Below are 12,097 nucleotides of genomic sequence, written 5' to 3' on the forward strand. Positions count from 1 at the left end.
TCTTCACATGCCATTTCGCACAGCCCCTCAACGCCGCTCCACCTGAGATGACCTCTCCCACGCTCGTCGTCATTCCCGCGCGCGCAGGCTCCTCCCGCCTACCGCGCAAGCCCCTGCGCCTGATCGCAGGCCGCACGCTGCTGCACCGGACCATCGCCATGGCCCGCGCCGCAACCGCCGGTCTCCCTCACGCGAAACTGCTGGTCGCCACGGATGACGAGGAAATAGCCGCCCACGCCCGCGCCGCAGGCTGCGATGCCGCCATGACCGACAGCGCCATCGCCACCGGCTCCGGCCGCGCCCTCGCCGCTGCCCGCCAATGCGAGAACCAACCTCGCTTCATCGTCAACCTCCAGGGCGACAGCCCCTTTCAGCCCGAAGGCACGGTCCGGGCCGTCATCGCCGCGCTGGAATCCGGCGCCGATGTCGCCACTCCGGTCATCGCCCTCGACTGGCCCGCGCTCGACGCCCTGCGCGACCACAAGACGCGCTCGCCCTTCAGCGGCACCACCTGCGCCCGTGCCCCCGACGGCCGCGCCCTCTGGTTCTCCAAAACCATCATCCCGGCGATCCGGGACGAGCATGTCCTTCGGCAAAGCCGGGATCGGTCCCCGGTCTGGCGCCATGTCGGCCTCTACGGCTATACGCTCGACGCGCTGACCCGCTTCGAATCCACCCCGCCGACGACGCTCGAAAATCTCGAAGGCCTGGAACAACTCCGCCTGCTGGAACTCGGCATCCCCATCACCACCGTTCCGGTCAGCCCGCCCAGCTTCGACAGCTCCGGCATCGACACCGAAGCCGATATCGCCCGCGTCGAAGCCCTGATCGCCACCCACGGCGACCCGACGCCGCCACTAGTCCCGTAACATGCGCCGCATCTTCATCATCCGCCACGGCAACACTTTCGAAAGCAGCGCCGATGCCCGCCGCATCGGCGCAGGCACCGACATTCCGCTGGTCGAAAGCGGCCGCGCCCAGGCCGATCGCCTCGGCGCCTGGTTCGCGACGCAAAATCTCCTGATCCGCCGCCTCCACAGCAGCCCGCTCCTCCGCGCCCGGCAAACCGCCACCCGCATCGCCGCCGCCACCGGCCACCCCGTCGACGGCCCGCTGCCCTGGCTCAACGAAATCGATCATGGCCCCGACGAAGGCCGTCCCGAAGCGCAAGTCCTCGCCCGCCTCGGCGCGCAAGCTCTCACCGCCTGGGACGAGCAAGGCATCGCGCCCAAAGATTGGATCGTGGATGCCGAATCCCGCATCGCCGCCTGGAAAGACTGGTTCGCGCAAGCAGGGGAGGGCGCCGACCTCCTCGTCACCAGCAACGGCGCCGCCCGCTTTGCGCTCCTCGCGCTAGGCCTGCCGCTGGCGAACCTCAAACTCCGCACCGGCGCTTTCGGTGAACTGGCGATCGACGAAACGGGCCGCGCCCAGCTCATCCGCTGGGACGAACGCCCGCTCAATTCTTCCGCTGCGGCACCGTAAACGTCCCCGACACGCGCCCGCCGGAGCTGCCCGTCACACCCGAACCGCCACCCCCGGCAGCCCGCCCATCCACGGTAGAGCGCCCGCTGTTGAGGTCGATCACCAGCCGCCCGCCGGTCAGCCGGTTCGCCCCCTGCGTCAGCGACACATTGCCCAACATGGTGATCAGCCGGCTGTTGAGGTCGTAGATGGCGACATTGCCCTTCGCCGTCTCATTCCCCTTGGTCACGACGACATTGCCCGAAGCATCGATCCGGTCGATCTCAACCCCGTTGGTCCCGCCGCCCGGCTGGTTCCGGTAGGCCACCGTCATCCGCGCCGCATTCAGCGTCATGCCCGCCTGCGTCACCTCGACATGGCCGGACACGACGACGCGGTCGGCGCGGTCCTGCACCTCGATCCGGTCGGCGGTGAAGTTCACCGGCGCATTGCTGTCATGATTCTTCAGCACCTGCGCATCCGCCCCGACATACATCAGTCCGGCCGCACCCAGAACGCTCAAGGACACCAAAAGAAGGGGCTTTTTCATCACTTTCGCCCTTTGAGGCCATTTTGTTCGATACGCAAGCTCGCTCGCCCGTTCAGCGTCACCGTCCGCGCGCCCAGATCCGCTTCCAGATGGTCGCCGCTGAACGTGCCGATCGGTATCCGCCCGTCCACGCGCCCGGCGCTCTGCATCCGCCGCGTCTTGAGGTCGACGCCCACATCCCGCGTCGTCATCCTGTATCCGCCCTCAGACTCGAACTGCACCGGCCCGTCGATCGCGACCCGCTCCGTATCCATGTCGTACCGGCCCTTCTGCGCCCGCAACAAGGCCTGCCCATCGGACAGCAATATCCGCGCCGACATATCGTTCAGATCCACGATCGGCTCTCGCGAACTCTTCTGCACCGCAGAGCCTGCCCGCAGCGAAAAGGGCTGCCCCTTGCTGTCCTCCCCGCGATAGAGCGCCTCGGTCACGCGCATCCGCTCCTTCGCCACCTCGACCTTGTTCTTGTCGAGCACGAAGCTGACCTTGTCCCCGCCGGTAAAGGGCGCCGTCGCCAGCAACGCCGCCAGCACGCCCACCGCCGCCGGCAGCCAGTTCTTGAGCAGCCCGACCAGCCGGTCATGGCTCCCCCCCGGCCTAGCCCAATGGCGGCGCAGATTGCGTTGCTGATCGGCCTGAATCGACATGGAAACCCTTACATATGCGCGAAGATATCGATCTCCGGCCATCCTTCCAGGTCCAGCGCGGCCCGATGCGGCAGGAAATCGAAACAGGCCTGCGCCAGCTCCATCCGCCCTTCGCGCACCAGCCGCTTGTCCAGCTCCGCCTTCAACGCATGCAGATAGCGCACGTCGGACGCCGCATATTCCTTCTGCGCGTCGGACAGCACCGGCCCGCCCCAGTCGCTCGACTGCTGCACCTTGGACAGCTCCTGCCCCAGCAATTCGCGCACCAGTTCTTTCAGGCCATGGCGGTCGGTATAGGTCCGCACCAGCCGCGAGGCGATCTTGGTGCAATATACGGGCGCGGCCACCACGCCCAGATAATGTTTGAGCGCCGCAATATCGAACCGCCCGAAATGATAGAGCTTCAGCCGCTCCGGATCGGCCAGCACCGCGCGCAGATGGGGCGCGGCATAATCGCTGCCGGGGTTGAAGCGCACCAGATGCTCGTCCCCCTTGCCGTCGCTGATCTGCACCACGCACAGGCGGTCGCGGGGCGTGATCAGCCCCATGGTTTCGGTATCGACGGCGATCGGGCCGGGGGCAAGGACGCCCTCGGGCAGATCCTCTTCATGGAAATGGACGGTCATGATTCCCCTCTATGGCTAAAGCCGCCATATCGCAATCACCGCCTGCATGGGGGAACGAAAGGCGCCCAATCGGTCCCAAAATCGCCATTTCCGGCCCTTTGCCTGCCTCAAAAATCATTCGCGCTCCCCTGAAAAGTTGATATAGTGAGTCCCAAACCGCGTGCTAGCGGTGGATTCTGCATGTCATTCGCCCGACATGTTTGTCCGGTTTAGTCTGGGGCGAAGCGAAAGTGACCAACAGGGCATGAGTTTTGATAGAGGTCGCCGCGGCGGGCGCGGCAAGGACAAGCGCGACGGTTTCGGCGACGAAGGTTTCTATGAGGGTGGCCGCGGCGGCTTCGGCGGTGATCGCGGTGGCTTTGGCGGTGGCGGTTTCGGCGGTGATCGTTTTGGCGGCGGCGGCGGCGGTGGTGGCTTCGGCGGTGACCGCGGCGGCTTCGGCGGCGGCGGTGGTGGCCGCGGCGGCTTTGGCGGCGGTGGTGGCGGCTTCGGCGGTGGCGGCGGCGGTGGCCGCGGCATGCCTGCCCAGGTCGTCGGTGAAGGCACCGGCGTGGTCAAGTTCTTCAACGGCCAGAAGGGTTTCGGCTTCATCGTCCGTGACGATGGCGCGGAAGACGTATTCGTCCACATTAGCGCTGTCGAGCAGGCGGGCCTGACCGGCCTGGCCGAAGGTCAGCAGCTCGGCTTCACGCTGGTCGATCGCGGCGGCAAGGTGTCGGCAACCGACCTCAAGATCGAGGGCGAACCGCTCCCCGTCACCGATCGCGCGCCTCGCGAACCCCGCGCAGGCGGCTTCGGTGATCGTCCGGGCGGCGGCGATCGCGGCCCGCAGCGCCAGCTCACGGGTGAGCGCGCCAGCGGCACGGTCAAGTTCTTCAACGCCATGAAGGGCTTCGGCTTCATCCAGCGCGACGACGGCCAGCCCGACGCGTTCGTGCACATCAGCGCCGTAGAACGCGCCGGCATGAGCGCCTTGAATGAAGGTGATCGTCTCGATTTCGAACTCGAAGTCGACCGTCGCGGCAAGTACGCGGCCGTGAACCTTCAGTCGAAGGCCGACTGATAAACATCTGACCGCTTTCGCGGAGAGGATAGAAGGGGTCGCCTGCCCGGCGGCCCCTTTTTTCGTACTGGAACAAGATTTGTAAGCCGTATGTTTCACTTGGCGTTCCTGCGCCAAGAAGTTGTCCCGGTAGCTGTACGGCTTCCCGTTCTATTGGGGCCATCTGAGGGCTTAAATTACCCTTCTAAAGCGGCTGCCAAGGGTGGTTAGCGGAAAGTCAGCTTACCGATCAGCAAAGTCGATTTGGACGCTAGCGGGGATTAGCAGATATGGGTGTGTCCGTGGGCGAGGTTTTCAGCCATTGGTCGGCTGGGAGCCGAAATCGGACCGTCTGCTCAATCGTGGTAGAACTGACCGAGAATTTTCCTTTCTCTCTCGTAATATTTCACAGGTCTTTTCCTGCAATTGCTTGGGAGCATCGCTCTCAAGCACTTCGCAGTTCGAGGCATGGGAGTCTGCATCGATCGTTAATTTTACCCGTATGAAACCACTGTTCATTGGCGGCTCACTCTCGCCAGCAATGATCCGTGCCGAATTCGGTTCGGCACTATCCTTTTTGAGAAGGAAGTCACCGCCTACAGTCCGCAATCGATAGTCACCGTTCGCATTCTTAGGTAGGCTAATCTGGCTGACAGGACTTCCCATGGCATAAAGCCTGAGTTGCGCGGTGTCATTCTTCCAATTGAGAAACCGATACTCAAGGATCGGCTTGATAGGCAGTTCCACGGCTTGACGCTTAAAAATGGGGGTGTTCACATAATCAAACGTGCCGGTCATCGGCGAGAAGTGGTCCCATAGATAAGGGTTCATTCTCGTAGGGGCTATGGCTGCGCGTTTCGGACTATTGCGCAACAGACATATGTTCTCTCGTTTCCCGCCAACGACGCGCGGTAGAAAGCACCACATGTCCATTGGTGGCGTTTGACCGAAACCTATGTAGCCGCCCGACACGACAAATGAGCCAGCATAATAGCCTGGCGAACCTGCTGGTGCCTGAACCCCTCCCACCGTGAAACTGAAACCCTTTACATCCTCGGTAACGATGGCCGTATATCGATAGGCGTAAGGGATGGTCAGCAGAGTATCATCCGGGCCAATAGCACCGTTCGCAACAATCGGCTTTCCCTTCGCCTCAATAACATCAGAAAACTGGACGCCAGGAATTCCCACATTACGCTCGACCTCCGTTAGAGGGGGAGGCGAACCCGGAGGGGCAGGCTCCTGTTTTGTTGCAGCGATACTTGATGAAAAGTGGATTGTGACAGTTACGGCAATTGCCACAACAAATGAACGTGCCTCGATCATTCTACGCTTCCCCCATGTGGAGCCTGTTATAGCGCCAAATTCAAATAAGCTAATGTAATTTCTGGCAAAGGTGTTTTGATTTGCTCGGTCGACGGGGAATGTCCGCTTTTGAGAACGCTGATCGAAATCTCAAGCGACTTACATTGGTCGCTAGCAGCCAAAGCCTCCTCGTCATGCCGGGCTTGACCCGGCATCCCGCTTTCTTTTCCACGCGTCGTAGATGAGGAAGCGAGACCCCGGCTCAAGGCCGGGGTGACGTTGGTATGAACGCCTGCCTTTGGTCGGAACCTGCCATTTTGGAGTCAGCTATTCCCTCAAACCCGCCGAAACGGAAACGGCGCCACCGTCCGCTCATAGCCATGTAAATCCAGCGCCCGCGTCACCGGGGGCAGGGCTCGGTCGGGGCAGTTGCGCCGCTCGCACAGATGGCAGGTCGGCCCCACCTGCGTCGCCGCGCCTTTCTCCACATCGATCCCGTCGGCATGCACGATCCTTGGCCCATGCTTCGCCTCGCAACCGAGCGCGATCGCGGACCGCCCCCGCGCGCCGCCCTCCATTGGCAGACCGATGGTCAGACTGACGAAGCGCCGCCCATCCATCGTCTCGATCAGTTGCGGGCGCACCGCGTCCGGCTCCTGGCTTTCATGCGCGTCCCAGCGCGGGCAGGTGCCGCCCAGCCGCGCAAAAGGCCAGGCCTCGCCATCGAAGCGCTTGGAGACTTGTCCCGCCCGGTCCACCTTCGCCATGAAGAAGGGCACGCCCCGCGCGCCCGTCCGCCCCAGGCTGGTCAGGCGATGCGCCAGTTGCTCCATCGACACGCCGAAGCGCGCCCGCAACAGCGGCAGGTCGTGCCGGCTCTGCTCGGCCGCCTTGGCGAAGCGGTCATAGGGCATGATCAGCGCCGCCGCGGCATAGTTGGTCAGCGCGATCCCGGCGAGGCGGCGGCTGTCCTCGTCCGGCGGCCCCGCCCGCGTCACCTGGCTGCCGATCGCGTCCGCCAGTTCCTGCGCGCAAAGCTGATAGGCGACCGCGAACAGCCGCCCCGAAGAGGCCAGCCGCTCGCTCAGCAACAGCCGCCGCCGGTGCATGTCATAATGGCGCAGCGTCCCGGCAAGCACATCCTCCCGCACGATCTGCACCGCCATGCCATGGCGTTCCTTCAGCCGCGCCCTGATGCCCGCCTGCATGGCCGAGGGATCGTCCCCCAACTCCTCCGCCAGCGATTCCGCCGCGGCGTCCAGTTCGGCAAAATGATTGCCCGCCCGCGATATCGTCTCGCGCAGCCAGTCCAGCGGCGCATGCAGCGGCGCCGCGCTTCCCGGACCCGCCGCGACCTGCTCGGGCAGGCGGCGCAAGTCGCTCAAGGCGCGGTAGAACCGACCGATCGCCTCGCTGACCCCCGGATAATTTTCCGCGACCTCCAACACCTCGTCGCGGGCGATCCCGATGTCGCGCACCAGCGCATCGGACAGGATTTCCCCCAGTGCGCTGGCCGCGCCTTCCTGCGTGCTGGCGACGAAATCGCGGATATCGATGTCATAGACATTGGCCAGCCGCAGCAGCATCTGCGCGGTCAGCGGCCGCTGGTTGCGCTCCAGATGGTTCAGGTAACTGGGCGAAACCCCCAATTCCTCCGCCATCCGCGTCTGGTTCAGCCCCAGCTCCCGCCGCAACACGCGCAGCTTGGGGCCAAGATAGAGTTTCCGGTCGTCAGCCATATTGTCACTATGTCAAATAATGACAGTATGAACAAGTCACCTCATGACACCGCGCCACTAATCGCCCTTACCTTGTGGGGTCATTCATGGTTTCTGATGTCATCCCAACGGAAAGGAACCCCAGATGGAAACGACCGAAACACGCGAACCCACCCGTTCCCGCGCAGTTTTCTCGCAGGAAGATTTCGGCCTGATCCGCACCGCCATCGCCCATTATCTGCGCGAGGTTCAGGACAAGCCGGAATCCGTCAAATACGCCAATCTCTACCACCGCCTCGGCCGGGTGAGCTGATCGTTCCCAAAGGTTCAGGAGAGGAAGGGTGCGGTCGTCAATCGACCGCACCCTCTTCGTATCAGAACAGCCGGGTCAAGCCATAGAAAGCCGCCCCAATGACGGCGGCGGCGGGCAGGGTCACGACCCAGGCGACGATGATGCTCGACGCCACATTCCACCGCACCGCCGACAACCGCCGCGAAGCCCCCACGCCGACGATGGCGCCGGTGATCGTATGGGTGGTCGACACCGGCACGCCCAGATGCGTCGCCAGGAACAGCGTCATCGCCCCACCGGTCTCCGCGCAGAAACCCTGCGCCGGGGTCAGCCGTGTGATCTTCGACCCCATGGTGTGGACGATCTTCCACCCGCCCAACAGCGTGCCCATGCCCATCGCCGCCTGACAGCTCAGCACCACCCAGAAGGGCACGTGGAAATCGCCGGTCAGCATGCCCTGCGAATAGAGCAGCACGGCGATGATCCCCATGGTCTTCTGCGCGTCATTGCCGCCATGGCCGAGCGAATAGAGCGAAGCCGACACGAGCTGCAACTTGCGGAACACCCGGTCCGCGCCCTGCGGCGTGAAGCGGCGGAAGATCCAACTGATGATCAGCACCAGCAGCAATGCCAGCACCAGCCCGATGGCGGGCGACAGCACGATCGCCGCGCTGGTCTTGAACACCCCGCTCCACACCACGGCGGAGAGTCCCGCCTTGGCCGTCCCCGCGCCCAGCAACCCGCCGATCAGCGCATGGCTGCTGGAGGAAGGTATGCCCAGCCCCCAGGTGATCAGGTTCCACGCAATCGCCCCCATCAGCGCGCCGAAAATCACCTGCGGATCGATGATGCTGGCGTCGACAATGCCCTTGCCCACCGTCTCCGCCACATGCAGGCCGAAGAACAGGAAGGCGATGAAGTTGAAGAATGCCGCCCAGGCGACCGCATATTGCGGCTTCAGCACCCGCGTCGACACGATGGTCGCGATCGAATTGGCTGCGTCGTGCAGTCCGTTCAAAAAGTCGAACAGCAGCGCGACGCCGATCAGCGCGACCAGCAGCGGTAAAGCGATATGGGCTTCCATGATTTTGCTCTGGCCGGGTCAGGCGTGGTCGATGACCAGGCCGGAAATCTCATTGGCGACGTCCTCGAACCGGTCGGTCACCTTTTCCAGATGGCTGTAAATCTCGTTCCCGACGACGAAGTCCATCGGATTGCCCTGCCGCGCCTGGGCATAGAGCGCCTTGAGGCCCGTTTCATGCAATATGTCGGCGTGACCCTCCAGCTTCACCAGCCGCTCGGTCAGGTCATGCAGCCGCGCCGAATTGAGGTTCAGCGACCGCAGCAGCGGCATCGCCTCCGCCGTGATCCGCGCGCATTCGACGATCAGCGCGCTCATATCCTGCATCTGGGCGGGAAATTCCTTCACCTCGAACAGGGAGATCGCCTTGGCGGTCTTGTTCATCTGGTCGATGGCGTCATCCATCACCCCGATCAGGCCCGTGATGGCGCTGCGGTCGAACGGCGTCACGAAGATGCGGCGGACGTCCTGCAGCACTTCGCGGATGATGTCGTCCGCCTCATGCTCGCGGTCCGAAATCTCCTTGATATGGGCATCGATGTCCGGCCCGCCCTTGAGCAGCTTGGCGAGCGCATCGGCGCCGGCGACCAAGGTCACGGCATGATCCTCAAACTGCTCGAAAAAGCGCCCTTGCTTGGGCATCAGCGCGTGAAACCAGCGCAGCATTCCAGTCCTTTCGGTTTGCCATTCCCTGATCCGCAACAACGTCCGCACGAACAGGCCCGGGTCTTTCGGGGGTTCGCGAAAGGCTGCGATAATGGATTGCAGATCGGGTTCGTCGACGGCCTTTGCAGCTTCGGCCACGGGGAACCAACGCAGTTCCCGCTGCCCTTGTTCGGGCCATTGCGGCAACTGGCCGGTCACTGCAAGCGGGAAAACCTCGACCGTCGCCTCTTTGGTGTCGCCCCGCCGCCGCTTCTTGTCATAGCGATAGCGGCCGATCGGCGCGGGGCAGGCGATGCCGTGAATGCCCGCTTCTTCAAAGGCTTCCAGTTCGGCGGCGCGATGGCCGGCCATGCCCTTGATGCGATTGCCCTTGGGAATCACCCAGCGCCGCGTTTCGCGCGAGGTGATCAGAAGAATGCGCATCGACCCATCGGGATCGGTCGCATAGGGAAGGGCGGCGATCTGACGCATCAGCCGCCTTTATACGCCGCGAGGCGTGCATGACTTATGAATGGCCACCCCTGAATCACCGGCGCCTTGTAACAAAATCGTCACATTGCGCAATCGATCCGCTTGTCAGATCGACAGGCGGGCCGTCACCCGGATGTCGCGTCCCGCCAAGGGCGCGTAATCCTTGAGGAAACTGGCGGCTCGCCGCGCCTCGACATCGAAGATGTTGTTGGCGGACAGGGTGATGGTCGTCCGGTCATTGCCCTTGATGGGCTTGAAGGAAAGCGACGCATTGACCAGCGTGAAGCCGTCAGTCGGCGTCTCGGTGTCGGCAATGCGATCCTGCGCGAAACTATGTTCGACCTCGCCGCGCAGGTTCAGCCGATCGCCCTGCAATTCAACGCCCCCCAACAGGCGGAGCGGCGGAATCCGCGGAGCCGGGCCAGATCCCTTGATGGTGGCGCGGACATAGTCGGCCACCCCATCGAGATTGATGGCATAGCCGCCGATCTGCCCGACTTTCAGCGTGCCTTCCGCCTCGAAGCCGAGATAGCGGGCATTGGCCTGGAGGTTCTGATAGCAGGGGAAGTCGAGCGGTTCGCCGCCATTGACCGCCATGCAGACGCTGTCATCGGCCAGGGAATCATAGATATAGCCGTCGAACCAATTGTGATAGGCGGACAGCGAGATCGTATAGCCCTTGCCCTGGCCGCGTAGCGTGCCTTCAATGCCCCAGCTTTTTTCCGGCCCGAAATTGGGGTTGCCGAGCTCGAAGGCCTGTGTGCCCGCATGGTTGCCGCGCGCGAACAATTCCTCCGCCGATGGCGCGCGTTCGGTGCGGGACAGGTTCAGCCCGGCGCGCCAGCCGGGGATGATTTCCTGACTGATCCCCAGAGAACCGGACAGCGCGTCGAAGCTGCGATGATAGGTCGGGTTGAGCAGCGTTTCGTCGGCATCCGCGCCGACCCGCGTATGTTCGTAACGCCCGCCCAGTTCGACCCGCGTCGTGCCCAGGTCGAAGGACTGCAGCGTGAAGAATCCGAGCTGCTCGGTCTGGTTGCGCGGCAGGAATTTCTCTTCCCCCACGACATGGAAATTGCGGGCGAAGAACTGCGCGCCGATCGCGCCGTCCCAGCCGCCCCGCTTGGCTTGCACCAGTTCCAGCCGCGATTCGATCGACTGGTTGTAGAAGGTCGTGCCGACCGCGCCCGATTCCTCGATTTCCTGATGCTGGTAATCGGCAAAGCCCGCGCGCAGGCGGATGGATTCCAGGAAGCCGCCATTGACCGGCAGTTCTGCGCGCAGATCGGCGCGGTCCTGCTTCATGTGCAGCCGAACCTGCTCCGCCGTGCCACTGGGATCGAGCGAATAACGCACCGGCACGCCGTAGAAATTGTCGGTATGCGCGACCGAGAAGCCCAGATTCCCCCCGTCGGTGATCAGCGCCGCGCCGCCCGCCACTTCCCAGGTCCGCGCCGCGCTGTTGGGCAGCTTGCCGCGCAGACTGGCCAGCTCCTCAATCGCCGGATCGCTGCTGGCGGCGGCCTGTGCGCGTAGGGCGGGGGTCAGAATGTAATTGCCGGTATCGAGATCGCCGCTCTTCGAATAGCTGCCGTCGAAATGGACCACGATCTTGTCACCGATCGGTGCCTCGATCTCGCCCGATCCGGTGCGCTCATTGGCGGCGCTGCCATAGGTGGCGATGCCGTCGATATGGACCGGCTCGTCGGGCACGCGGCGCGGGATGCGGCTGTCGATCACATTGACCACGCCGCCAATGGCCGACGACCCGTAGAGCAGCGCTGCCGGTCCGCGCAGCACCTCGATCCGATCGGCGGTCAGCGGGTTGATCGCCACCGCATGGTCGACCGAGGTGTTCGACACGTCGAAACTGCCGATGCCGTCGGTCAGGATGCGGACGCGCTCGCCCTGGAAGCCGCGAAGGACGGGGCGGGAGGCGTTGGGGCCGAAGGAGGTCGCTGAAACGCCCGGTTGGTGGGCCAGCGTGTCGCCAATGGTGGGGCGCAGCGCGCGGGTCAGCGCTTCGCCCGAAACCACGGAGGTGCCCGACAATATGTCGCCCTGCCGTCGGGGGATGATGGCGGTAACGACGATGTCCGCTCGTTGATCATGATAGGCCTGTGGCGCGGTGTCGCTGGCGGCGTCTTGGGCAAATGCAGGAAAGGCGGCAGAAAGTGCGGATAGGGCGCAACCGGCACGCAACAGCGCGGAACGACACATTCGGTTCGTCATCCT

At 63.7% G+C, this 12,097-nt stretch carries 12 protein-coding genes; 4 read left to right on the top strand and 8 right to left on the bottom strand.

The annotated features are described in order from the left end of the window. Positions 1 to 47 precede the first annotated feature (47 nt). Together K426_RS05080 and K426_RS05085 are read left to right on the top strand one after the other, a co-directional pair. Positions 48 to 869 carry a 3-deoxy-manno-octulosonate cytidylyltransferase gene (locus K426_RS05080; protein ID WP_066554570.1) on the top strand — a complete coding sequence of 274 codons (822 nt, stop codon included), beginning with the start codon at positions 48 to 50 and terminating at the stop codon, positions 867 to 869. Between the two features lies 1 nt (position 870). Next, a complete protein-coding gene (locus tag K426_RS05085; protein ID WP_066554573.1) occupies positions 871 to 1,485 on the top strand; it encodes a histidine phosphatase family protein in 615 nt (204 codons plus the stop codon). On the opposite strand, the gene K426_RS05090 is transcribed toward K426_RS05085, so the two are convergent. Genes K426_RS05090 through K426_RS05100 form a run of 3 tightly spaced genes read right to left on the bottom strand, consistent with a single transcriptional unit; the run spans position 1,460 to position 3,287 of the window. After that, positions 1,460 to 2,014, bottom strand: coding sequence for an LptA/OstA family protein (locus K426_RS05090; RefSeq protein WP_066554578.1), 555 nt, complete (start codon positions 2,012 to 2,014; stop codon positions 1,460 to 1,462). The two genes, K426_RS05085 and K426_RS05090, sit on opposite strands and share 26 nt — an antisense overlap. After that, positions 2,014 to 2,661, bottom strand: coding sequence for an LPS export ABC transporter periplasmic protein LptC (locus tag K426_RS05095; RefSeq protein ID WP_066554580.1), 648 nt, complete (start codon positions 2,659 to 2,661; stop codon positions 2,014 to 2,016). Before K426_RS05095 ends, K426_RS05090 begins: the two co-directional genes overlap by 1 nt. Before the next feature lie 8 nt (positions 2,662 to 2,669). Then, entirely contained in the window at positions 2,670 to 3,287 is a 618-nt protein-coding gene (locus K426_RS05100; RefSeq protein WP_066554583.1) for a ribonuclease D, read from the bottom strand. Positions 3,288 to 3,531: 244 nt separating this feature from the next. Between K426_RS05100 and K426_RS32910 the strand changes: the two genes are divergently transcribed. Continuing rightward, entirely contained in the window at positions 3,532 to 4,350 is an 819-nt protein-coding gene (locus tag K426_RS32910; protein WP_066554585.1) for a cold-shock protein, read from the top strand. Between the two features lie 294 nt (positions 4,351 to 4,644). Here K426_RS32910 and K426_RS31195 read toward each other — a convergent pair whose 3' ends face one another. Further along, positions 4,645 to 5,655 carry a hypothetical protein gene (locus K426_RS31195; RefSeq protein ID WP_145907200.1) on the bottom strand — a complete coding sequence of 337 codons (1,011 nt, stop codon included), beginning with the start codon at positions 5,653 to 5,655 and terminating at the stop codon, positions 4,645 to 4,647. Between the two features lie 314 nt (positions 5,656 to 5,969). Then, positions 5,970 to 7,373, bottom strand: coding sequence for a helix-turn-helix domain-containing protein (locus tag K426_RS05110; RefSeq protein ID WP_066554588.1), 1,404 nt, complete (start codon positions 7,371 to 7,373; stop codon positions 5,970 to 5,972). A gap of 124 nt (positions 7,374 to 7,497) precedes the next feature. On the opposite strand from K426_RS05110, the gene K426_RS32080 reads away from it, so the two are divergent. Beyond that, positions 7,498 to 7,665, top strand: a complete 168-nt coding sequence (locus K426_RS32080) for a hypothetical protein (RefSeq protein ID WP_169576117.1) — start codon at positions 7,498 to 7,500, stop codon at positions 7,663 to 7,665. Between the two features lie 61 nt (positions 7,666 to 7,726). Here K426_RS32080 and K426_RS05115 read toward each other — a convergent pair whose 3' ends face one another. The 3 genes from K426_RS05115 to K426_RS05125 all read right to left on the bottom strand — a co-directional run bounded on the left by K426_RS05115 (position 7,727) and on the right by K426_RS05125 (position 12,082). Beyond that, positions 7,727 to 8,728 (bottom strand): inorganic phosphate transporter, encoded by a 1,002-nt coding sequence (locus K426_RS05115; protein WP_066554590.1) that lies wholly within the window; start codon positions 8,726 to 8,728, stop codon positions 7,727 to 7,729. Between the two features lie 18 nt (positions 8,729 to 8,746). Continuing rightward, positions 8,747 to 9,862: a DUF47 family protein gene (locus tag K426_RS05120; protein WP_066554592.1), complete on the bottom strand. Its 1,116-nt coding sequence runs from the start codon at positions 9,860 to 9,862 to the stop codon at positions 8,747 to 8,749. A 105-nt stretch (positions 9,863 to 9,967) separates the two neighbouring features. Further along, positions 9,968 to 12,082 carry a TonB-dependent receptor domain-containing protein gene (locus tag K426_RS05125; RefSeq protein ID WP_066554595.1) on the bottom strand — a complete coding sequence of 705 codons (2,115 nt, stop codon included), beginning with the start codon at positions 12,080 to 12,082 and terminating at the stop codon, positions 9,968 to 9,970. Positions 12,083 to 12,097 lie beyond the last annotated feature (15 nt).

Origin of the sequence: Sphingobium sp. TKS (assembly GCF_001563265.1) — a bacterium.
Lineage (GTDB): Bacteria > Pseudomonadota > Alphaproteobacteria > Sphingomonadales > Sphingomonadaceae > Sphingobium.

Excerpts from the sequence above, each read along its gene's own strand:
- K426_RS05085 (WP_066554573.1), top strand. The coding sequence starts at position 871 with ATGCGCCGCATCTTCATCATCCGCCACGGCAACACTTTCGAAAGCAGC.
- K426_RS05095 (WP_066554580.1), bottom strand. The coding sequence starts at position 2,661 with ATGTCGATTCAGGCCGATCAGCAACGCAATCTGCGCCGCCATTGGGCT.
- K426_RS05115 (WP_066554590.1), bottom strand. The coding sequence starts at position 8,728 with ATGGAAGCCCATATCGCTTTACCGCTGCTGGTCGCGCTGATCGGCGTC.
- K426_RS05120 (WP_066554592.1), bottom strand. The coding sequence starts at position 9,862 with ATGCGTCAGATCGCCGCCCTTCCCTATGCGACCGATCCCGATGGGTCG.
- K426_RS05110 (WP_066554588.1), bottom strand. The coding sequence starts at position 7,373 with ATGGCTGACGACCGGAAACTCTATCTTGGCCCCAAGCTGCGCGTGTTG.
- K426_RS05100 (WP_066554583.1), bottom strand. The coding sequence starts at position 3,287 with ATGACCGTCCATTTCCATGAAGAGGATCTGCCCGAGGGCGTCCTTGCC.
- K426_RS32080 (WP_169576117.1), top strand. The coding sequence starts at position 7,498 with ATGGAAACGACCGAAACACGCGAACCCACCCGTTCCCGCGCAGTTTTC.
- K426_RS05125 (WP_066554595.1), bottom strand. The coding sequence starts at position 12,082 with ATGTGTCGTTCCGCGCTGTTGCGTGCCGGTTGCGCCCTATCCGCACTT.
- K426_RS32910 (WP_066554585.1), top strand. The coding sequence starts at position 3,532 with ATGAGTTTTGATAGAGGTCGCCGCGGCGGGCGCGGCAAGGACAAGCGC.
- K426_RS05090 (WP_066554578.1), bottom strand. The coding sequence starts at position 2,014 with ATGAAAAAGCCCCTTCTTTTGGTGTCCTTGAGCGTTCTGGGTGCGGCC.
- K426_RS31195 (WP_145907200.1), bottom strand. The coding sequence starts at position 5,655 with ATGATCGAGGCACGTTCATTTGTTGTGGCAATTGCCGTAACTGTCACA.
- K426_RS05080 (WP_066554570.1), top strand. The coding sequence starts at position 48 with ATGACCTCTCCCACGCTCGTCGTCATTCCCGCGCGCGCAGGCTCCTCC.